Consider the following 20352-nt stretch of genomic DNA (forward strand, 5'->3'; position numbering starts at 1 on the left):
GTGGACACGACCCCCCGACGCAGCGACCCGCCGTCCCCGCGGGGTGGCGAGAGCGCACAGACGCTGGACCGGGGGTTGCGCCTGCTGCACCTGGTCGCCGACGCGCCCGGCGGGATGACCGTCACCGAGCTGGCGGGCCAGCTACGGATCGGGCGCGCCGCCGTGTACCGGCTGGTCGCGCCGCTGAGCGCGCACGGCCTGCTGCGCCGGGACGCCGACGGCCGGCTCCGCCTCGGGGTGGGGGTGCTGAATCTGGCCCGGCGGGCCCAGCCGCTGCTGGCCGAGGGGGCGCTGCCGGCGCTGCGCCAGCTCGCTGAGCAGACCGGCGCGACCGCGCACCTGACCGTGGTCGAGGGCGGTGAGGGAGTCGCGCTGGCGGTGGTCGAACCGAGTTGGACCGCCCTGCACGTGGCGTACCGGACCGGGGCGCGGCATCCGCTGGAGCGTGGGGCGGCAGGGCGGGCGATTCTCGCCGGCCGGACCGGCGTGGCGGATCCGGTGGACACGGCGGGGGAGTTGCAGTCCGGGGCGCACGGGGTGGCCGCACCCGTGCTGGGCGTACCAGGTCTGGAGGCGAGCGTCGGTGTGGTCTCCCTGACGCCGCTGGACACCGAGACGGTCGGCGGCCAGGTCCGCACGGCCGCCGGCACCGTCGCCGACGCGCTGCGCTGAAGCCGACGGGCCGCGCCGAAGCCGACGGCCGCGCTGACAGTTGGGGCCGGCGGGCCGCGCCGAAGCAGAAGGCCCGGCCGACCTGTCGGGGTCGGCCGGGCCTTGTGCTCGGTCCCGCCCTACGGCCGGCCGTGCGACTTCAGCGGGGTGGTTACCGCCGTGTACGCGTCGATGACGCCGTGCCCGTAGAAGCCGTTGAAGCTACGTCCACCGGCGCAGTACGCGTCGTAGGTCTCGTCGCGGCCCTCGTCGCGGTACTGCTGCAGCCGCGGGGTGGGGCAGGCCTGCTCGGTGGCGGTGCGGTAGAGGTGCTGCTCGACCAGCTCCGGGGCCAGGCCGTAGCCGGTGTGGCCCTGCTTCTTGCCGTGCTTGCTGACGATCAGCGCGGCCACGCCCGAGGCGTGCGGCGACGCCATCGAGGTGCCCTGGAGGTAGCGGTAGTAGCCGCACTCACCGTTGCTCTTGCAGTCCTTGAAGACGATCCCTTCCGCGCTCGGGTCGATGTTGCCGTCCGCGTCCACCAGGCCGTCTTCCTTGAGCACCTTCTCCGGGTAGGTGGAGAGGATCAGGTTGGGGTAGGTGCTGAAGGTGTCGGTGCCGAACCCGTCGCGGTACCAGCCGCCGGGCGCGGCGATGCTGATCTGCTCGGTGCCGTAGTTGGAGTAGGCGGCCTTCTTGCCGGACGGGCCGACGGCGGAGACGCCGATCACGTGCGGCCCTTCGACCGGCAGGTCCCAGCAGCTGTCGTTGTCGATCTCACGCGGGTACGGCGGGGTGTCACCGAAGTCCGGGCTGGAGGTGTCGATCCGCGGGTCGCCCAGGTCCTCGTGGTTGTTGCCGAGGGAGCCGACCAGGGTGACGCCCTGTTCGTGGGCGAAGTTCAGCGCCCGCTTCATCGCCTTGATGATGGCCCGCTGCTCGGCCTGGTGTTCGGGGGAGTCGGCCGGGTTGGCGGTGCAGTTGTAGAGCCACGGGTCGACGTAGAAGGACATGTTCACCACGTCCAGCCCGGCCCGCCCGGCGTGCAGCAACGACTGCACCACCGGCTCCAGGAAGAAGTAGCCGGAGTCCTGGCCGCCCTTCAGCTCCACCAGCGAGACGTTCGGCGCGACACCGGAGAGGCCGAAGCCGTTGGCGGCGGCGCCGATGGTGCCCGCCACGTGGGTGCCGTGGCCACCGTCATCGGTGCCGACCGGGTCGAGGCAGCTCGCCACCTCGCACTCGCCGTCGACCTCGGGCAGGTCCGGCGCGAAGTTGCGGGACAACGCCCAGTTGAAGTTCGGCGCGATGTCGGGGTGGCTGGCGTCGAGGCCGGTGTCCAGCACGCCGACGGTGACGCGCTGGTCGCCGGGCTCCTTCTTGCGGGCCTTGTCGGCGCGGATCATGTCCAGGCCCCACAGCTTGTCGTCCAGCGGGTCCATCTTCTTGCCCTTGCCGCCGGACCCCTTGCCGCCGGAGCCCTTGCCGGAGTCGGAGCCCTTGCCGGAGCTCTTGCCGTTGATGGCGGTCAGCAGCGCCTCCTGCTCGACCGGGTCCAGCTTGGGCTTCCGGCCGATGGCTTTCTGCTCGACGGCACCGATCAGGGTGTCGGCCTCGGCAATCCGGTCGGTGAAGTCCAGCTTGTCGCTGGTCACCTGGAACACGCCGACATCGTCGATCCGGGTTACGACGGTGCCCCCGGCTGCCTGGATCTCGGCCAGGGCCGCCGCGGCGCTGACGCCGTCCTCCGCGACCACAGTGAAGGTTTGGCTGCTGCTCGGTGCGGCGCCGGCGGGGACGCTCAGCCCCGTGACCGTCAACGCCAGGCCCGTCACGGTAGCGACGGCGCCAGCGGTGAAGCGTCTGCTCACATCGGATCCTCTCGTTGCAGGACGTGGCAGTCATCGAACAGCACCGTCGACGTTTACACCAGGGGTCGTTCCGATTGCGCCCGAAGATCTTCTTCGTCCGCAAGGGCAGCCAAGACGGCAGAAAGATCCGTCAAGGTGGACAGCTCCGCATCTGGCCGCACCCCCGGCGGGCAGGATCGACCATCGCGGTTCAGCCAGACTCCATGCAGCCCGGCGGTCTGCGCCCCGACCACGTCGTGGGCGATCGAATCGCCGACGTACACGACCTGCCGAGCCGGCACCCCGGCTGCCTGGACCACCGCCGCGTAGAACTCCGGCGCCGGTTTCTTCGGCAGCCCGTTGTCGTGCGCGTACACCTCGAAGGCGAACCTCCCGCCGAGCCCGCACCGCTCCACGCGACTGTTGCCGTTGGTGGCGTAACCCACCGTCCACCTCTCCGCCAGGGCTGCGAGCGCGGGCAGCACATCCGGGAAGGGGCGGGTCAGCGCGAACCGCCGGGCGAAGTAGTGCGCCAGCAGGACGTCCAGGTGCGCGTCGAGCCCGACTCGGGACACCGAACGGGAAAGTGCCATCCGTCGCACCTCCGGCATCGACCGAGCGGGGTTCGCGGCGAAGGTCACGGACCAGTCGTGCTCCAGGTCAGCGAGCGAGACCGCAGCCGCCGCCGGGGCCAACCGGCGCATCTCGTCGAGGACGGCCAGCAGCCCGCCGGTCATCGCTGGGCGCAGGTCGAGCAGGGTTTCGTCGGCGTCGAACACCACCGTACTCAGCATGGCGTCGAGCTTGCCAGGGTCACCCGCGGGTGGCGAGTGCCGGTTTCTGGCCCTGCTCAACCGGTGGGGTCTCGCGTGGCTCGTCGAGGCGGACCAGGGCCACCCCGGCGACGATCAGGGCCCCACCGGCCAGCTGGACCACGGTGGGCAGCTCGGCCAGCACCAGCCAGGCGATGAGCACGGCGAACATCACCTCGGTCAGGCCGACGAAGGAGGCCAGCCGGGCACCGAGGAGACGGGTCGAGACAACCCCGGTGAGGTACGCGAGCACGGCCGCCACCAGCACCAGCCCCGCCACCGGCACCAGCCAGCTGGTGCGCTGCCCGGCGAAGTCGACCGCGCCGGTGTACGTCCGCAGCGGCAACACCCCGACCAGCCCGAGGAGGAGCAGCACACCGGCGCCGACCGCCATCCCACCGGAGGCCAGCACCACCGACGGGAGGTTGGCGTCCATCCGGCCGGCGAGCACGAAGTAGCCGGCCAGCCCGACGGCCGCGCCGAGCCCCCAGAGCACCCCCACCGGATCGAGCCGCTCGGCCCCGGCGAGGTCGAGCACGAGGCCGAGCCCGGCCAGGGCGACGATCGACCCGACGACGGTGAGCCGGCGGGGTCGTTGCCCGTGGGCCAGCCACATCCAGCCGACCACCACCACGACTGCCAGGTACTCCAACATCAGCGCGACGCCGACCGGCAGGTAGCGCACCGCGTTGAAGAAGCACACCTGGGCGAGGGCGACGCCGAGCAGCCCGAACGCGGTGATCGAGGCGGCGTTGCGCCGGAGCAGCGACCAGCGACCGCGCAGCGCCAGCACCGCGGGCGCCGTCAACACCAGGGCGGCGAGGCCGACCCGGACGACCACCGCCGCCTCGGCGGACCAGCCGGCGTCGATCAAGGAGCGGGCGAACGTCCCGGAGGTCGCGAAGGTCAGTGCCGAGAGCACCGCCAGCAGCAGGCCGGCGCTGCCGCGCGGGGGTTGGCGCATGGGTTCTCCTTGGCAACAACACCATGTAATGGGCAAAATGCGCTTACGTCGATGACGGTAGCGTTACCAGGATAGGAGTCAAATTGCTTTTTGCCCATGACACCGAGTGCGCACTGATCGCCGCCGCAGCCCTGGTGAACACCGACGGCAGCACCGGCGACGGCCTACCCGACACGACCGCGCTGAACAACTTCTTCGTCGCCCACGCGTACAGCGGACGACACGAGCACACCGACGGCGAACTCCGGGCGGTACGCGAGCTGCGCCCCCGGCTGCGCCGCCTCTGGCACGGCGACACCGACGAGATCGTGTCCATCGTCAACGGACTGCTCCGGGAGAACGCCGCCCTGCCCCAGCTCATCACGCACGACGACGAGCCGTACCACCTGCACGCGGTACCCCGGGACGCGCCGCTGGCGACCCGGATGGCGGTGGAGGCCGCGATGGCGATGGCCGACCTCGTCCGCAGCGGCGAACTGGGCCGGCTACGAAGCTGCGACCACCCCGGGTGCGGCAACGTCCTGGTCGACCTGTCGCGGAACCGGTCCCGCCGCTTCTGCGACGCCGGCTGCGGCAACCGGGCCGCCGTCACCGCCTACCGCGCGCGCAGGACCGCCCGCCGGCCCTGACCCGGCCGTGGTGCCGCCACCCCAGTTCTGACCGTTGCATTACGGAGTTCGGTAACCCCGGCCCCGACCGGGCATCCTGGACAGGCACGGTCGCACGGGAGGCGCAGCGAGGAAGGGCTGGTGGGGTGGAAGAGTGGGATCTGGTGGTCCTCGGTGGTGGCACCGCGGGGCTCGTGGCGGCCAAGACCGCCGGCCGGTTCGGCGCCCGGGTGCTGCTGGTCGAATCCGCCCGCACCGGCGGTGACTGCCTCTGGACCGGCTGCGTGCCCAGCAAGTCGCTGATCGCCGCCGGGCACGCCGCGCACGCCGTCCGCACCGCCGACCGGTTCGGGGTGCAGACCGGCCCGCCGACGATCGACGACACTGCCGTGCTCGCCCACGTACGGTCGGCGATCAGCCGGATCGAACCGGTGGACTCCCCCGCCGCGATCAGCGCCACGGGGGCGACGGTGGTTGCCGGCCGGGCGGAGTTCACCGGCCCGGCGACACTGCGGATCACCGACGACGCGGGCACCCGACCGGCGCGGTTCCGCTGGGCACTGATCGCCACCGGCGCCACGCCGGCCCTGCCCACCGTGCCCGGCCTGGCCGAGGCCGACCCACTGACCACCGACACGCTCTGGGATCTCACCGCGCTGCCCCGGCGGCTGGCGGTCCTCGGCGGCGGCCCGGTCGGCTGCGAGCTGGGCCAGGCCCTCGCCCGGCTCGGCGTCGAGGTCACCGTCGTGGAGGTGGCCGACCGGCTGCTGGGCAAGGAGGAGCCGGAGGCCGGCGCGCTGATCGCCGAGCGACTGCGGGCCGAGGGCGTGACCGTGGTGACCGGGACCGCCGTCGACCGGATCGCCGACGGCACGCTCCACCTCAGCAGCGGCGAGACGGTCGAGGTCGACCGGATCCTGGTCGCCACCGGACGCCGACCGCGCAGCACCGACCTGGGCCTGGCCGCCGCCGGAGTGCGCTGCACCGAACAGGGGCACGTCGTGATCGACGGCCTGATGCGGACCAGCAACCGGCGGATCTACGCCGCCGGTGACGTCACCGGCACCCTCCCGTTCACCCACGTCGCCGGGGTGCAGGGCGGGTACGCCGCCACCAACGCGCTGCTCGGGCTGCGCCGCCGCATCGACTACGCCGCCGTACCGTGGGTGACCTTCACCGACCCGGAGGTGGCGCGCGTCGGGGCGACCCTCGCCCAGGCCCGCCAACGGCACGGCACCCGCGCCCGCGCGGAGCGGCTCTCCCACGACCACGTCGACCGGGCGATCACCGACGGTCGTACCGACGGATTCACCCAGCTGGTGCGCGGGCCGGGCGGCCGGCTCCTCGGCGCCACCGTCGTCTCGCCCCGGGCCGGTGAGACGATCGCCGAGCTCGCCGCCGCGATCCGGCGCGGCGCGAAGGTACGCGACGTCGCCAGCACCGTGCACCCCTACCCGACGTACGCGGACGGGCCGTGGAACGCCAGTCTCGCCCAGCTCCGCGCCGACCTGTCCGCGCCGCTGCCGGCCCGGGCGATGACCGCACTCCGCACCCTGCGCCGCGCCCTACACCCGATCCGGGGTGGGAACCGATGACCGACGAAGCAAACCAGCCCGCGGCGGCGTCCCGGCTCGTCCGGATCGTCGGCTCACCGTGGCCGAGGCTGGTCTTCCTGGTGGTGCTGCTGGCCGGCGCGGCGACCCTGCTGGCCACCCAGGGCACCCCGGATGTGGCGACGCTGCGGGACCGGGTCGCCGCCACCGGGCCGTGGGCACCGCTGCTCTACATCGCCGGGTACGCCCTGGGCACCGTGCTGCTGGTCCCCGGGGTGCTGCTCACCGCGGCCGCCGGGGCGCTGTTCGGGGTGGTCGGCGGATCGGTGGTGGTGCTGGTGGGGGCGACCCTGGGAGCGGTGGCGTCGTTCCTACTCGGCCGGTTGCTGGGCCGCCCGGCCGTGGAGCGGCTGGTCGGCGGCCGGCTGCACCGCCTGGACCGGTTCCTGGCGCGGCGCGGGCTGATCGCGGTGATCGGGCTGCGGCTCGTGCCGCTGGTCCCGTTCGCGCTGCTCAACTACGGCTCCGGGGTGACCGCCGTGCGGCTGCGTGACTACGCCCTCGGTTCGGCGATCGGCATGACGCCGGGAATCGTCGCCTACACCGCGGTCGGTGGCTCGCTGACCGACCCCACCTCGCCGCAGTTCCTCGCCGCCGTGGCCGGTCTGGCCGCGCTGACCCTGGCCGGTGCGGCAGCGGCCCGCCGGGCCCGCCGCCGGGACTCCCGCCCGGTGTCGACCGCCGAGGGCACCACCGGGTCGGCGTGGCGGCTGCCGCCACCGTCGCCGCCGAGGTCCGCTTCATGATCGACGCACGTCTGCGGCCGGTCCTGGCCAAGACCCTGGACCGGTGCGCCGCCGCCGTGGACCGGCCGTGGGTGACGCCCGGCCGGTTGACCGCCGCCGGCCTGACCCTGGGCCTGGCCGCGAGCGCCGCCGCGGCGGCCGGCTGGTGGTGGCCGGCGCTGGTCGCGTGGCTGGTGTCCCGGCTCGCCGACGGCCTCGACGGCCCCCTCGCCCGGCGCCGCGGCACCGCCTCCCCGTTGGGCGGGTTCCTCGACATCGTCGCGGACTTCACCGTGTACGGGGCGTTCGTCGCCGGGGTCGCCGTCGGCGTCGACGGGCCCGCCACCCCGTTCCTGGTCCTGCTGGTGACCTACTACGTCAACGGGGCGACGCTGCTGGCGTACTCGTCGATCGCCGAACGGGTCGGCCGGGAACGCGGTGACGAGCGGTCGCTGCACTTCCTCGGTGGACTGGCCGAGGGGACCGAGACCATCGCCGTACACGCCCTGTTCTGCCTGCTGCCCGGCTTCGCCGGGCAACTCGCCTGGGGGTGGGCCGCCGTGGTGGCCATCACCGCCGGGCAGCGCGTCGTGCACGCTGTCCGTACCCTGTCCGAGCCCGCCGGGAGGCCCACCCGATGAACCGACGATGGCGCGCGGTGGCGGCGCTGACCGCGGCCGGCCTGCTCGCCGCCGGCTGCACCGCCGGCACCGGCGACGCCGACCCCGCCCCCCGCGACTTCGCGCAGGTGCTGCGGGAGGCCCGCGGGCAGACGGTCAACCTCTTCATGTACGGCGGCGACGACGGCGCCAACCGCTACCTCGACGAGGTCGTCGCCCCGGCCGCCCGCGAACGTCTCGACGTCCGGATCAACCGGGTACCGATCACCGACACCGCCCTGGCGGTCAACAAGGTCCTCGGCGAGAAGCAGGCCGGCCGCGGCTCGGGCGGGTCGGTGGATCTGGTGTGGATCAACGGGGAGAACTTCCGCACCGGCAAGCAGGCCGGGCTGTGGCAGTGCGGGCTGGTCGAACTGCTGCCGAACATGCGCTACGTCGACTGGTCCGAGCCGACCGTCGCCAACGACTTCGGCACCCCGGTCGAGGGGTGCGAGGTGCCGTGGAGCCGCGCCCAGTTCGCGTTCAGCTACGACTCCGCCCGGGTCAGCGACCCGCCGACCAGCCTCGCCGGGCTACTGGACTGGATCCGCGCCCACCCGGGCCGGTTCACCTACCCGGCCCCGCCGGACTTCACCGGCTCGGTCTTCGTCCGGCACGCCCTCTACGCCCAGGCCGGCGGGGTCGACCTGATCCCGGACGACTTCGACCAGGCCGCCTACGACCGGCTCACCCCGCCACTGTGGCGGACCCTGCGCGAGCTGCGGCCCGCCCTGTGGCGCGCGGGTGCGACGTACCCGGCCAACGAGAAGGAGCTCAACGACCTGTACGCCAACGGGCAGGTCGACTTCACCATGACGTACGGGCCGGCGCAGGTGACCAGCCTGGTCGAACGGGGACAGTTCCCGGCCACCACCCGTACCCTGCTGCTGGACGAGGGCACCATCGGCAACACCAACTACCTCGCCGTACCGGCCAACGCCGCCAACCGCTCCGCCGCCCTCGCCCTGGCCGACCTGATGCTCTCCCCCGAGCTGCAGTACGAGAAGGCCCGCCCCGACGGGTGGGGCCAGTATCCGGCCGTGGACCTCGACACGCTCGACGTCGAGTGGCGGGACCGCTTCGCCGCCCTGCCCACCTCGGCCCAGGTGCCGAGCTACGACCAGTTGTCCCGCAACAGTCAACCGGAGCTGCGGGCGGAGTGGCTGCCGCCGTTGGAGGAGGGCTGGCGGCGCGAGGTGCTGCAACAGTGAACCACCGCCGCACCGGCCTCCTGCTGATCCTGCCGGCGCTGGCCACCGTGGTGCTGCTCTTCGGCGGCGGCCTCGGCTACGGGTTCGCGCAGAGCCTCGGCCTGGCCGGGTTCACCGACACACCGGTCGGCCTGGCGGCCTACCAGCGGGTGACCGACGGTCCGGCGTTCACCGACGGGCTGCTGCTGAGCCTCTGGATCTCCACCGTCGCCACCGGGCTCGCCGTCGCCATCGGGGTCGCCGCCGCCCTGGCCCTACGCCGTACCGCCCCGGGTCAACGCGCGGCCACCTTCCTGGCCCAGCTCGGGCTGCCGGTGCCGCACCTGATCGGCGCGGTCGCGATCGGGCTGCTGCTGGCCGACTCCGGCCTGCTGGCCCGCGTCGCCCGTACGGTCGGCGTCGCGCTGCCCGCCCTGGTCGCCGACCCGCACGCGGTCGCCGTGATCGCCGAGTACGTGTGGAAGGAGGCGCCGTTCGTGCTGATCGTCGTCCTCGCCGCGCTCGGCGGGCCGGTCGCCGAGCACGAACGGGTCGCCGCCACCCTCGGTGCCCGCCCCCGGCAGGTGCTGCGGCACGTGACCCTGCCCCTGCTCGCCCCGTCGATCCTGGCCGTGGCGGTGCTGATCTTCGCCTTCACCCTCGGCGCGTACGAGGTGCCCGCCCTGCTCGGTAGCGCCTACCCGCAGCCGCTACCGGTCCTGGCCTATCAGCGGTTCACCGCCGCCGAGCTCTCCGGCCGGGCCGAGGGGGTCGCCATCGCCCTGCTGATCGCGGTCATCGCCGTCGCGGCGGCGCTCGCGTACACCGGGGCGAGCCGGCGGGCCGTCGGCCGGGTGACGGGAGCACGGCGATGACCGGAACGCGGCTGGCGACGGGATCTCGGCCGGTGCAGGAAGCGGGGCCGGTGCAGGAAATGCGGCCAGCGCGGGGAGCGCGGCCGGCGACCGGAACGCGGCGGCCCCGGCGGCCGCTCGGCGTGGGGCTGGCCCGCCCCACGGTCCTGATCCTCACCGGACTCTGGGTGGCGGGGCCGCTGCTGCCGCTGGCCGTGCAGGCCTTCACCGACCAGTGGTTCTACCCCGACCTGTGGCCGAACCGCTGGTCGCTGGCCGGCTGGGAGCAGGCCCTCGGCCCGCAGTCCCGCCTCGCCGAGGCCGTCGCCACCTCCATCGGCATCGGCGCCGCCGTCGCCGCCCTCGCCACCGTGCTCGGGGCCGCCGCCGGACGGGCGCTGGCCTGGCACCGGCTGCCGGGGAGGCGGCTGATCGAGCTGGTCCTGCTCGCCCCGGTGCTGGTGCCCCCGTTCGCCGTCGCCATGGGCGCGCAGATCGTCTACCTGCGCGCCGGGCTCGCCGACTCGCTCACCGGCGTGGTCCTGGCCCAGCTACCGGCGGCCACCGCGTACGCCACGCTGCTGATGTCCGGGATGTGGGCCGGGGTCGACCCCGCTCTGGAACGGCAGGCCCGCACCCTCGGCGCCGGGGCGTGGCGGGCGTTCCGCGAGGTCAGCCTCCCCCAGCTGCGCGGCGGCCTGATCGTCGCCGCCATGTTCGCCTTCCTCATCTCCTGGAGCGACTACTTGTTGACCCTGCTCATCGATGGCGGCGTCGTCACCACCGTGCCGCTGCTGCTCTTCGCCACCGCCGCCGGCAGCGGCAACCAGGCCGCCACCGCGGCCATCGCGCTGGTCGCCGTCGCCCCGCCCCTGCTGCTGACCGCCCTCGCCGCCCGACAACTCGCCGGCCGCGACACCGCCCTGCTCGGAGCCGGCCGATGACCGCCGACATCACCATCGCCGACCTGGACCACACCTACCCGGGTGCCACCACGCCGACGCTGCGCCGGGTCACCCTGGAGGTGCCGGCGGGCACCCGTACCGCCGTCCTCGGGCCCTCCGGCAGCGGCAAGTCCACCCTCCTGTCGATCGTCGCCGGGCTGAGTACCCCCACCGGCGGCGACGTCCGGCTCGCCGGCCACAGTGTGCTGCACCAGCCCCCGCACCGGCGCGACCTCGGCGTCGTCTTCCAACGCCCCCTGCTCTTCCCGCACCTCACCGTGGCCGAGAACGTCGCCTTCGGCCTGCGCATGCGCGGCACCAACCGCGCTGCCATCCGGCGGCGGGTAGCCGAGCTACTCGACGCCGTCGCGCTACCGGGCTACGGCAAGCGGCGCAGCGGCGAACTCTCCGGCGGCCAGCAGCAGCGCGTCGCCCTCGCCCGCGCCCTGGCCGCCCGCCCCGGTGTCCTGCTGCTCGACGAGCCGTTCAGCGCGCTCGACCCGCAGCTACGCGGCGACATGCGGGTGCTCCTCACCGAGCTGCACCGGCGGGAGGGCAGCACCACCCTCTTCGTCACCCACGACCGCGACGAGGCCACCGACGTGGCCGACACGGTCACCGTGCTCCTCGACGGCCGGGTCGCGCAGCACGCCCCACCCGCCGACCTGTTTCGCCGGCCCGCGACCCTGGCCGTCGCCCGGTTCCTGGGCGGCGCCGGCAACGCCATCCCCGGCACCGCTTCCGCCGGCCACTTCGACTGCCCCCTCGGCCGACTCCGCCTCGACACCGACCACCGAGGAGCGGCCCTACTCCTCATCCGCCCGGCCGCCATCGTGGTCGGCGACCATCCGGGCGACAACGTGGTGCCGGCGACCATCACCGCCGTCACCGACCGCGGCACCCACCTCGACATCCAGGCCACCAGCGGTGGTATCACCCTGCAGCTCACCACCGGGCCGGCGGCACCGCTGCGCCCCGGCGACGACACCCTCCTCTGGCTGCCACCGGCCCATCTCGGCGTGGTCACCCCGTAGCCAGATCAGGGGAACGGTTCGTGGTCCGGGCCCGGGTGCCCGTCGCCTACCCCGCCTGTCGTACCCGCTGGGCGACGTCGCGGTAGAAGAGGGCCGAGCGCTTGGGCACCCGCCGTTGGGTCTCGTAGTCCACCCGGACCAGGCCGAACCGCTTCGCGTACCCCTCGGCCCACTCGAAGTTGTCCAGCAGGGACCAGGCCAGGTAGCCGCGGACGTCGGCCCCACGTTGCCGGGCCCGGGCTACCGCCCGCAGGTGCTCGGCGACGAAGGCGACGCGGTCGTCGTCGGCGACGAACCCGTCGGCGTCCGGCTCGTCGTCGAAGGCGGCACCGTTCTCGGTAATGACCATGGGAATGCCGGGATAGTCATGGCCGAGGCGGACCAGCAGGTCCGTCAGGCCCTCGGGTTGGATCTCCCACCCCATCGCGGTCGTCGGCCGGCCGGTCGGCAGGGAGCGCCGAACGGGTAGGCCGTCCGCCTCCTCGGTGCGGCCCTGCTCGTCGGTGCCGCTGATCCGGTGGGCGAAGTAGTAGTTGACGCCGAGCACGTCGATCGGCGCGGAAATGGTCTCCAGATCGCCCGGTCGCACCGGGATCTGGACGCCGACCCGGGCGAGGTCGGCGACCACGTCGTCGGGGTAGCTGCCACGCAGCACGGGGTCGAGGTAGAGACGGTTGCCGAGGCCGTCCGCGAGGCGGGCCGCGTTGCGGTCCACCGCACTGGCGGTGGCCGGCTGCCCCGGCCCCAGGTTCAGGGTGATGCCAAGCTGGGTGCCGGGGGCGGAGGCGGCCCGCAGCCGCTCGGTGGCGAGGCCGTGACCGAGCAACAGATGATGGACTGCGGCGACAGCGTCACCCAGGTCGCGCCGGCCCGGGGCGTGCACGCCGACGTGGTAGCCGAGCATCGCCGCGCAGAGCGGCTCATTGAGCGTCGTCCAGGTGGGTACGCGGTCACCGAGCGCGTCGTGGACGAGCATCGCGTAGTCGGCGAACCGGTACGCGGTGTCCCGGCCCGGCCAGCCGCCGGCATCCTCCAGCTCCTGCGGCAGGTCCCAGTGGTAGAGCGTGATCCACGGTTCGACACCGCGACTGAGCAGTTCGTCCACGAGCCGGTCGTAGAAGGCCAGGCCGGCGTGGTTGACCGGGCCGCGCCCGCCCGGCTGGACCCGCGGCCAGGCCACCGAGAAGCGGTAGGTGTCCAGGCCGAGGTCCGCGATGAGGGCGACGTCCTCCGGCATCCGGTGGTAGTGGTCGCAGGCGACGTCTCCGTGGTCGGCGTCCCGCACCGCGCCCGGGACGCGGCAGAACGTGTCCCAGATGGAGGGGGTACGGCCGTCCTCGCTCGCCGCGCCCTCGATCTGGTAGGCCGACGTCGCCACGCCCCACCGGAACGTGGCCGGCAGCGCCCAGATCGGGTCGTCCTGGTCCACGGTCAGCGAGGCACGGCGCGCGGTGGGGGTAGGAGGTGGGGTGGTGTCCATGCTGCTCCTGTCACGGTCGGGTTCCGGTGGCGGGCTCGGCGGTGGGGTGCAGCCAGCAGGCGACGGTGCGGCCGGCGTGGCTGTCGGCGGGGCGCCCCAGGGGTGGCAGCCGGCTGCGGCACACGTCGAGGGCGTACGGGCAGCGAGGGTGGAAAGCGCAGCCAGTGGGCATCGCCCGGAGGTCGGGCGGGGATCCAGGAATGCCGGTGAGGGTACGTCGCGGCCCTCGCAGGGCGGGGAATGACTGCAGCAGGCCCTCGGTGTACGGGTGCAGGGCCTGCTGGTAGAGCCGATCACTCGCGGCCTGCTCGACGACGCGACCGCCGTACATGATGGCGATGTGGTCGGAGAATTCGACCAGTAACGACAGGTCGTGGGTGATGAACAGGACGGCGAATTCGAGCCGCTGACGCAGCTGCGCGAGCTCGCCGAGGATCTGCCGCTGCATGACCACGTCCAGTGCGGTGGTGGGTTCGTCCATGATGACCAGCTGCGGTTCGAGCAACAGTGCCATCGCGATCATGACCCGTTGCCGCATGCCGCCGGAGAGCTGGTGTGGGTAGGCGTCCAGCCGGTCCGCTGGGATACCGACCAGCCGCAGGACCTCTCGGGCCCGCTCGCGCCGCCCGACGGCGGTGCTGGTCGGCCGGTGTGCCTTGAGCACGTCCAGCAGCTGGGTGGAGATCCGGTGCACGGGATTGAGCGAGTTCATGGCGCCCTGGAACACCACGGCCGTCTCGGCCCAGCGGAATCGGCGCAGTTGCGCGGGCGTCATGGCCAGCACATCCACCGGGACACCGGCCGGCGGGTGGTAGATCACCTGCCCGCCGGTCACCACGCCGGGCGGGGGTAGCAGCCGGGTCAGCCCGTAGGCCAGGGTGGACTTGCCGCTGCCACTCTCGCCCGCGAGACCGAGCACCTGGCCCCGGTGCAGGGTCAGGTCCACGTCGCGGACCGCGCGGACCGCCGTCGCACCCACGCCGTAGTCAACGCAGAGGTTGCGGATCTCCAGCACCGGGCTACTCACGGGACGACCTCCTCGCCGTGGTCGGCCGGCGCCGCTGCCGACGTGGTTGACGGTTCAGTGGCTGCGCTGGCGCGAGGACCGGGGTGAAGCCGGTCCGCATCCGGACGGTGCGGCCGTCGGGAGTCCGGATCGGTCCGCTGCCTGAGGTACGAAGCCGAGGGCTGACCAGTTCGTCGATGCCGAAGTTGACCAACGCGAGGGCGGTGCCGAGCAGCGCGATGGCCAGGCCCGCGGGTACGAACCACCACCAGGCGCCCTGCGCGAGGGCCTGTTGGCTCTGGGCCCAGTAGAGGATGGTGCCCCAGTTCCACGGGGAGATGGACGAGATGCCGATGAAGGCCAGGGTGATCTGGGACATCACCGCGAAGATCACGGTGCCGATGAAGCCCGAGGAGATCACCGCGGTCAGGTTCGGCAGGACCTCGAAGGCGATGATGCGCCAGGTCGACTCGCCGGTGGCGCGGGCGGCCTCGACGAAGTCCCGGCGACGCAGCGACAGGGTCTGCGCGCGCAGCACCCGGGCTCCCCAGGCCCAGGATGTGAGCCCGATGAGCAACGCGATGGTCAGGTCACCGGACTCGGGAATGGCGGCGGAGACGATGATGATCAGAGGTAGCGCCGGGATCACCAGGAACACGTTGGACAGCACCGAGAGGCTCTCGTCAGCGACACCGCCGAGGTGGCCGGCGGTAACGCCCACGACGACCGCGAGCAGCGTGGCCACGATGCCGGCGGTGAAGCCGACCAGCAGTACCCCCCGGGTGCCGACCAGAACCTGGCTGAAGATGTCCTGCCCGAGGTGTGTCGTGCCGAACCAGTGCTGGCCGGAGGGCGGTTGCAACAGGTCGGCGCTGCGGCGGCCGGGGTCGTACGGGGCCAGCCAGGGACCGATGACCGCGACGACGGCGAAGAACCCGAGGGTGATCAGCCCCGTCATGGCCTTGCGGTTGCGCAGCAGCGGGAGTCGCCGCCCGGGGCGGTGGCGCACTCCGGGGCCGACCGTCGCGGGGCCGGCCGGGGTGGCGGCGTCAACGGTGCCGGCAGGGACAGCCATCTCCTCAGCCCTCCTTGCGGGTACGCGGGTCGAGTGCGAGGTACGCCAGGTCGGCGAGCAGGTTCGCCACCAGCACCGAGACTGTGATGATCAGGAATATGCCCTGCAGGAGGGGGTAGTCCTTGGCGCCGACCGCCTGGAAGAGCTGGAAGCCCAGGCCGGGGTAGGAGAAGACGATCTCCACCAGCAGGGTGCCGCCGACGATGAAGCCGAGGGACAGCGCGAAGCCGGAGATGTTGGGTAGCAGCGCGTTGCGCGCGGCGTAGTGCAGGGCGACCCGGCGTTCACCGAGGCCCTTGGCGTGGGCGACGGTGATGTAGTCCTCGGCGGCGACGGTGACCATCATGTTGCGCATGCTGAGCACCCAGCCGCTCATTGAGGAGACCAGGATGGTGGCCGCCGGCAGCAGGCTGTGCTGTAGCGCGCTGCCGAGGAAGATGGTGTCGAAGGCGGGTACCAGGCCGGGTTCGTAGCCGCCCGAGGACGGGAAGAAGCTGCCGGGGCCGGTGAGCAGGGCGATCGCGACGAGCCCGAGCCAGAAGTACGGGATCGAGGAAAGGAACGTGGTGACCGGCAGCAGCCCGTCCAGCCAGGAGCCACGCCGCCAGCCGGCCAGGACGCCCAGCCCGGTGCCGAGGGCGAAGCTGACCAACGTGGTGATGCCGACCAGCGCGACGGTCCAGGGCAGCGCGTTCCCGATCACGTCGGAGACCGGGGTCGGGAAGAAGGTGAAGGAGAGTCCGAGGTCACCGCGGAGCAACTGCGCCCAGTAGTCAACGTACTGCCCCCAGAGGCTCCGCTCCTGGTCGAGCCCGAACAGCACGTACAGCGAGTCGATGGCGTCGGCGCTCAGTTGCCCCTGATAGCGGGCGATCAGGGAGCGGACCGGGTCACCGGGGATGAGCCGGGGCAGGAAGAAGTTGATGGTGATGGCGGCCCAGACGGTGAAGAGGTAGAAGGCGAGCCGCTGCAGCAGGAACCTCACCCGTCCCCCTTCCCCGCGCCGGCGAACGACGCGGCGGTGTGCCGGTCGTAGAGCCAGCAGGCCGCCCAGTGGCCCGGCTTGTCCCCCACGTCGAGGCGGGGCGGCAGGTCGGTGGCGCAGCGGGGCATCGCCGCCGGGCAGCGTGGGTGGAACCGGCACCCGGCCGGGGGCCGGATCAGGCTGGGCGGTTCCCCGTCACCGCGGTCGGGCACGGCCGGCGGCGCGGCACCGGTGATCCGGTCCGGGTCGGGTGCCGAGCCGACGAGCAGCCGGGTGTACGGGTGCGCGGGTCGCTGCGTGACGGTCTCGCTGTCGCCGCCCTCCACCGACCTACCCGCGTACATCACCAGCGTCTCGTCAGCGAAGTAGCGCGCTGAGGCGATGTCGTGGGTGATGTAGAGAACCGCCAGGTGTAGCCGTTCGGTCAGCTCGCGCAGGAGGTTGAGCACGCCCAGTCGGATGGAGACGTCGAGCATGGACACCGGCTCGTCGGCGAGGAGCACCTCCGGGTCGGCGCCGAGCGCGCGGGCGATGGCCACCCGCTGCCGCTGACCGCCGGACAGTTCGTGCGGGAAGGCGTCCAGGTAGCGCTGCGGTGGCGTGAGGGCGACCCGTTCCAGCAGCCGGTGCAGGGCGTCTGCACGCTCGGCCGGGCCGCGACCGGCGGTGCCGTGGATCCGCAGCGCGCGGGTCAGGTGGTAGCGCACGGTGTGTACCGGGTTCAAGGAGGCGAACGGGTCCTGAAAGATCATCTGCACCCGCCGGACGTACGCCCGGAACGGTCGGCCACCGCGGACGGCGACAGGCTGGCCGTGCAGCAGGATTCGGCCGCTGGTGGGCGGTTGCAGTTGGGCCAACAGGCGCGCGACGGTGGACTTCCCGGAGCCGGACTCTCCGACGAGCGCCGTCACCCGGCCACGGCGCAGGGTCACGGTCACGTCATCAACGGCGTGCACGACGGGCCGCTGCCGGCGCAGGAGTTGCGCCAGCCCCCGGCGGACGGGGAAGTGCCGGGTCACCGCCTCGGCGGTGAGCACCACGTCGGAGCGGGGTTCGGTCTCGGTCATCTGGGCTCCTTCGCCGGGGCGGGCCGGACGCGGGTGCGGGGCCCACCAGGACGAGGTCCCGCACCCGGTCCGCGCTCAGGAGGTGGGGGTGAGACGCAGCAGCACGTCCAGGGCGCTGGGTTGGGTCGGCTGCGCGGACGCGTAGGGGTCGGCGTCATTCGGCCAGCCGGTCCAGTTCCTGGTGACGTACGCGCCGCCGACATTGCCGGCTCCGGCGGGCAGCATCGGCGCCTGCTCGACCATGATCTTCTGGAGGGTGTTCAGGGCCGCGGTCCGGCTGGCGTCGTCGGTGGCCTCGGCGTAGTCCCGCAGCGCCCGCGTCGCCTCCGGGCTGTCGAACCGGCCGAAGTTGCCCTGCTGGGAGGCGGTTCCGATCGGCTTGAGCAGCGCACCATCCATGATCGTCCGATAGAGGTCGTAGGGGGTGGCACCCGAGTCCGTCCAGCGGAAGGTGCCCTCGAAGGTGCCCTCCTCGACGGACTTCTGCCACGCCTCGGTGTTGGCCTTGTCGACGGTGGCGGCGATACCGATCGTGGACAGGTTGTCCTTCACGATCTCCAGGCTGGTGATGTAGTCGGACCAGCCGGCCGGGTCGCTGAGCTTGATGGTGACCGGCTCACCGGACGGGTCGCGCAGCGTGTCGCCGTCGAACCGGAAGCCGGCGTCGGTCAGCACCTTCTTCGCGCCGGCCACGTCGACCTGGTACGTGCGGCCCTTGTACTCGGGGGCGATGAACGGTTCACCGGCCGGGGTGGGGATGCCGGTCACCGAGGTCACCTCGGGCTGGAACCACCCGGCCGATGCCTGCACGAAGATGTCATTGCGGTTGATCACCATGTTCATCGCCCGGCGCAGGGCCGGGTTGTCGAACGGTTTACGGGTGGTGTTGATCCACAGGCCGTGCACGCCCAGCGCCGGCGCCGCCCACACCTTGTTGTGTTCCGGGTTCTTGGCGACGAAGACCGTCTGGTAGTTGGGGATGAAGACGAAGCTCCACTCCGACTCACCGTTGGCCAGGGCGGTCGTCTGCGCGTTGTTGTCGTTGTACGAGGTGTAGCGCAACTCCTTGACCTTCGGCAGATCCTGCCAGTAGCCGCCGCCGCGCAGGGTGAGGGTGGTGGTCTGCGGGGTGAAGGACTTCAAGGTGTAGGGGCCGCTGCCGACCGGCTCGGCGTTGAGGTCGGTGGCCGGGTCCTCGACCGCGGACCAGATGTGCTTCGGCACGATCGGGATCGAACCGAGGACCTTGGTCTGGTTGACGAACTGCGACGCGCCGAAGGTGACGGTCACCTGGTTACCGCTGGTGGTGATCGAGGAGAACGGCAGGGCGTTGAGGTTCAACGCCTCATTGTTTTTGATCATGTCAAGCGTGAACGCGACATCGTCGGCGTTCAGCTGCTGCCCGTCCGACCAGGTGGCGTTCTCCCGGACGGTCAGGGTGAGGGTGCGGTAGTCGGACGACCACTCCCACTTCGTGGCCAGCCACGGCCGGGCGGGCTCGGCGGGACGGGCTAGATTGGTCATGGCGAGCGGCTCGTAGAGCGTCCACCGGTAGCCGAGAGCCGCCGCCGAGGAGGACTCAAGGAACGGGTTGTGATTCTCGGTCTGCGGGCCACTCGGCATGCCGATGTTGAGCACCGTCACGCCTTCGTCCTGGGCGCGGGTGTTCGCGGTCTCGCCACAGCCGACGAGCGCGGTGGTGGCGACGGTGCCGGCGAGCGCGACGGCAAGGAAACGACGTCTGTCGATCATGACTCCCTGCATTTCTCCGACCGTGGGGCCGGGGGGAATGGTGCCGGGGAATGAACCAGGACCGTTGGTGCGACATCAGGCGACGGTGGATTGACGAACGGTGAGGGTGGTGGGGATGACCACCGGCGCCGTTGGCAGCGGTATCCCGTTGAAGTGGTTCAGCAACGCGCGCGCGGCAACCGCACCCATCTCGCGAACGGGTTGGCGCACCGCGGTCAGTGGCGGCTCGGTCTGCGCCGCCAGCGGCAGGTCGTCGAAACCGACCACGGCCACGTCGGCCGGAACCCGCCGGCCGCTCTCCCGGAGCACCCGCAACGCCCCGGCCGCCATCACGTCGTTGTGCGCGAAGACGGCGTCGAAGTCGAGCCCCTCGGCGACTGCGCGGCCGGCCAACGCCTGCCCGCACTCGTACGTGAAGGCGCCCTCGAAGAGGAGCGCCGGGTCCAGCCGCGCACCGGCGGCGGCGTAGCCGTCGGTGAAGCCGCCCAGGCGCTCCTGGACACAGCCGAAGCGGTACGGCCCGGCGATGACCAGGGGCCGTCGCCGGCCGAGCCCGACCAGGTGCTCGGCGGCGGCCCTCGCCCCCGCCCGGTTCGTGGTGCCGACCGAGGGGAACCTTGGCTCGTGCCCCCGGTCGTCGATCAGCACCACCGGCAACCCCTGGTCGTGCAGCTCGGCGATGTAGTCGAGGGTTCCCTCGGGCTCGATGACCAACAGCCCGTCGAAGGACTTCGCCGACACGTGGGTGGCGAACTGCCGCATCGACTCCACGCCCCGGTTGCAGGTGGACAGCAGCAGCCCGTACCCCTGGCTCTCCACCGCATCCACGGCGCCCTGGAGTACCTGGCCCACCCAGGGCCAGGTGAGCGAGGGGACGAGCATCCCGACGACCCGGGTGGAGCCACGGGCGAGGTTGACAGCGCGGGCACTGGGGACGTAACCGAGCTCGTCGATGACAGCCCGGACCCGCGCCGCCGTGGCCTCGTCGAGCTCCCCCTTGCCGTTGATGACCCGGGAGACGGTGGTCTTGCTGACACCCGCCCGGAGCGCAACATCCGCGATGGTGATTGGCACTGACCGCAT

At 72.4% G+C, this 20352-nt stretch carries 19 protein-coding genes; 9 read left to right on the plus strand and 10 right to left on the minus strand.

Annotated features, from left to right (window positions below):
• Entirely contained in the window at window positions 1–672 is a 672-nt protein-coding gene (locus H0524_RS19175; protein WP_180199887.1) for an IclR family transcriptional regulator, read from the plus strand.
• A gap of 119 nt (window positions 673–791) precedes the next feature.
• Here the strand turns inward: H0524_RS19175 and H0524_RS19180 are convergent, their stop codons facing one another.
• From H0524_RS19180 to H0524_RS19190, 3 genes are read right to left on the minus strand one after another with little or no spacing between them, the layout of a single operon-like run.
• Complete coding sequence (locus tag H0524_RS19180) at window positions 792–2522, minus strand: S8 family serine peptidase (protein WP_180199888.1); 1731 nt, start codon at window positions 2520–2522, stop codon at window positions 792–794.
• A gap of 53 nt (window positions 2523–2575) precedes the next feature.
• A complete protein-coding gene (locus tag H0524_RS19185; protein WP_180199889.1) occupies window positions 2576–3295 on the minus strand; it encodes an HAD family hydrolase in 720 nt (239 codons plus the stop codon).
• Window positions 3296–3314: 19 nt separating this feature from the next.
• Window positions 3315–4277 (minus strand): DMT family transporter, encoded by a 963-nt coding sequence (locus tag H0524_RS19190; RefSeq protein WP_180199890.1) that lies wholly within the window; start codon window positions 4275–4277, stop codon window positions 3315–3317.
• A gap of 83 nt (window positions 4278–4360) precedes the next feature.
• On the opposite strand from H0524_RS19190, the gene H0524_RS19195 reads away from it, so the two are divergent.
• The 8 genes from H0524_RS19195 to H0524_RS19230 all read left to right on the plus strand — a co-directional run bounded on the left by H0524_RS19195 (window position 4361) and on the right by H0524_RS19230 (window position 11904).
• Complete coding sequence (locus H0524_RS19195; protein WP_180199891.1) at window positions 4361–4906, plus strand: CGNR zinc finger domain-containing protein; 546 nt, start codon at window positions 4361–4363, stop codon at window positions 4904–4906.
• A gap of 125 nt (window positions 4907–5031) precedes the next feature.
• The gene (locus H0524_RS19200; RefSeq protein ID WP_180199892.1) at window positions 5032–6480 is read left to right on the plus strand and encodes an FAD-dependent oxidoreductase; all 1449 of its coding nucleotides are present in this window, start codon (window positions 5032–5034) and stop codon (window positions 6478–6480) included.
• Window positions 6477–7244, plus strand: a complete 768-nt coding sequence (locus H0524_RS19205; protein ID WP_180199893.1) for a TVP38/TMEM64 family protein — start codon at window positions 6477–6479, stop codon at window positions 7242–7244. Before H0524_RS19200 ends, H0524_RS19205 begins: the two co-directional genes overlap by 4 nt.
• Complete coding sequence (locus tag H0524_RS19210; protein ID WP_180199894.1) at window positions 7241–7864, plus strand: CDP-alcohol phosphatidyltransferase family protein; 624 nt, start codon at window positions 7241–7243, stop codon at window positions 7862–7864. Before H0524_RS19205 ends, H0524_RS19210 begins: the two co-directional genes overlap by 4 nt.
• A gap of 17 nt (window positions 7865–7881) precedes the next feature.
• Complete coding sequence (locus H0524_RS19215; RefSeq protein WP_180200017.1) at window positions 7882–9093, plus strand: ABC transporter substrate-binding protein; 1212 nt, start codon at window positions 7882–7884, stop codon at window positions 9091–9093.
• Window positions 9090–9947 carry an ABC transporter permease gene (locus H0524_RS19220; protein ID WP_180199895.1) on the plus strand — a complete coding sequence of 286 codons (858 nt, stop codon included), beginning with the start codon at window positions 9090–9092 and terminating at the stop codon, window positions 9945–9947. The genes H0524_RS19215 and H0524_RS19220 overlap by 4 nt, the downstream gene beginning before the upstream one ends.
• Before the next feature lie 59 nt (window positions 9948–10006).
• A complete protein-coding gene (locus H0524_RS19225) occupies window positions 10007–10870 on the plus strand; it encodes an ABC transporter permease (RefSeq protein ID WP_180200018.1) in 864 nt (287 codons plus the stop codon).
• Window positions 10867–11904 (plus strand): ABC transporter ATP-binding protein, encoded by a 1038-nt coding sequence (locus tag H0524_RS19230; RefSeq protein ID WP_180199896.1) that lies wholly within the window; start codon window positions 10867–10869, stop codon window positions 11902–11904. The genes H0524_RS19225 and H0524_RS19230 overlap by 4 nt, the downstream gene beginning before the upstream one ends.
• A 46-nt stretch (window positions 11905–11950) precedes the next feature.
• Here H0524_RS19230 and H0524_RS19235 read toward each other — a convergent pair whose 3' ends face one another.
• The 7 genes from H0524_RS19235 to H0524_RS19265 all read right to left on the minus strand — a co-directional run bounded on the left by H0524_RS19235 (window position 11951) and on the right by H0524_RS19265 (window position 20352).
• Window positions 11951–13384 carry a GH1 family beta-glucosidase gene (locus tag H0524_RS19235; protein ID WP_255436068.1) on the minus strand — a complete coding sequence of 478 codons (1434 nt, stop codon included), beginning with the start codon at window positions 13382–13384 and terminating at the stop codon, window positions 11951–11953.
• Between the two features lie 10 nt (window positions 13385–13394).
• On the minus strand, window positions 13395–14411 hold the full coding sequence (locus tag H0524_RS19240) for an ABC transporter ATP-binding protein (protein WP_180199897.1): 1017 nt from the start codon (window positions 14409–14411) through the stop codon (window positions 13395–13397).
• Window positions 14404–15465 (minus strand): ABC transporter permease, encoded by a 1062-nt coding sequence (locus H0524_RS19245; RefSeq protein ID WP_018726648.1) that lies wholly within the window; start codon window positions 15463–15465, stop codon window positions 14404–14406. The genes H0524_RS19240 and H0524_RS19245 overlap by 8 nt, the downstream gene beginning before the upstream one ends.
• Window positions 15466–15469: 4 nt before the next feature.
• The gene (locus H0524_RS19250; RefSeq protein WP_018217412.1) at window positions 15470–16450 is read right to left on the minus strand and encodes an ABC transporter permease; all 981 of its coding nucleotides are present in this window, start codon (window positions 16448–16450) and stop codon (window positions 15470–15472) included.
• Window positions 16447–17517 carry an ABC transporter ATP-binding protein gene (locus tag H0524_RS25655; RefSeq protein ID WP_180199898.1) on the minus strand — a complete coding sequence of 357 codons (1071 nt, stop codon included), beginning with the start codon at window positions 17515–17517 and terminating at the stop codon, window positions 16447–16449. The genes H0524_RS19250 and H0524_RS25655 overlap by 4 nt, the downstream gene beginning before the upstream one ends.
• Window positions 17518–17592: 75 nt before the next feature.
• The gene (locus H0524_RS19260) at window positions 17593–19269 is read right to left on the minus strand and encodes an ABC transporter substrate-binding protein (protein WP_180199899.1); all 1677 of its coding nucleotides are present in this window, start codon (window positions 19267–19269) and stop codon (window positions 17593–17595) included.
• A gap of 75 nt (window positions 19270–19344) precedes the next feature.
• Window positions 19345–20352 (minus strand): LacI family DNA-binding transcriptional regulator, encoded by a 1008-nt coding sequence (locus tag H0524_RS19265; protein WP_180199900.1) that lies wholly within the window; start codon window positions 20350–20352, stop codon window positions 19345–19347.

The sequence above is a fragment of the Salinispora sp. H7-4 genome, from assembly GCF_013416675.1.
Taxonomy (GTDB): Bacteria; Actinomycetota; Actinomycetes; order Mycobacteriales; family Micromonosporaceae; genus Micromonospora; species Micromonospora vitiensis.

Excerpts from the sequence above, each read along its gene's own strand:
- H0524_RS19185 (WP_180199889.1), bottom strand. The coding sequence starts at position 3,295 with ATGCTGAGTACGGTGGTGTTCGACGCCGACGAAACCCTGCTCGACCTG.
- H0524_RS19190 (WP_180199890.1), bottom strand. The coding sequence starts at position 4,277 with ATGCGCCAACCCCCGCGCGGCAGCGCCGGCCTGCTGCTGGCGGTGCTC.
- H0524_RS19205 (WP_180199893.1), top strand. The coding sequence starts at position 6,477 with ATGACCGACGAAGCAAACCAGCCCGCGGCGGCGTCCCGGCTCGTCCGG.
- H0524_RS19210 (WP_180199894.1), top strand. The coding sequence starts at position 7,241 with ATGATCGACGCACGTCTGCGGCCGGTCCTGGCCAAGACCCTGGACCGG.
- H0524_RS19225 (WP_180200018.1), top strand. The coding sequence starts at position 10,007 with ATGCGGCCAGCGCGGGGAGCGCGGCCGGCGACCGGAACGCGGCGGCCC.
- H0524_RS19230 (WP_180199896.1), top strand. The coding sequence starts at position 10,867 with ATGACCGCCGACATCACCATCGCCGACCTGGACCACACCTACCCGGGT.
- H0524_RS19235 (WP_255436068.1), bottom strand. The coding sequence starts at position 13,384 with ATGGACACCACCCCACCTCCTACCCCCACCGCGCGCCGTGCCTCGCTG.
- H0524_RS19245 (WP_018726648.1), bottom strand. The coding sequence starts at position 15,465 with ATGGCTGTCCCTGCCGGCACCGTTGACGCCGCCACCCCGGCCGGCCCC.
- H0524_RS25655 (WP_180199898.1), bottom strand. The coding sequence starts at position 17,517 with ATGACCGAGACCGAACCCCGCTCCGACGTGGTGCTCACCGCCGAGGCG.
- H0524_RS19260 (WP_180199899.1), bottom strand. The coding sequence starts at position 19,269 with ATGATCGACAGACGTCGTTTCCTTGCCGTCGCGCTCGCCGGCACCGTC.
- H0524_RS19265 (WP_180199900.1), bottom strand. The coding sequence starts at position 20,352 with ATGCGGTCAGTGCCAATCACCATCGCGGATGTTGCGCTCCGGGCGGGT.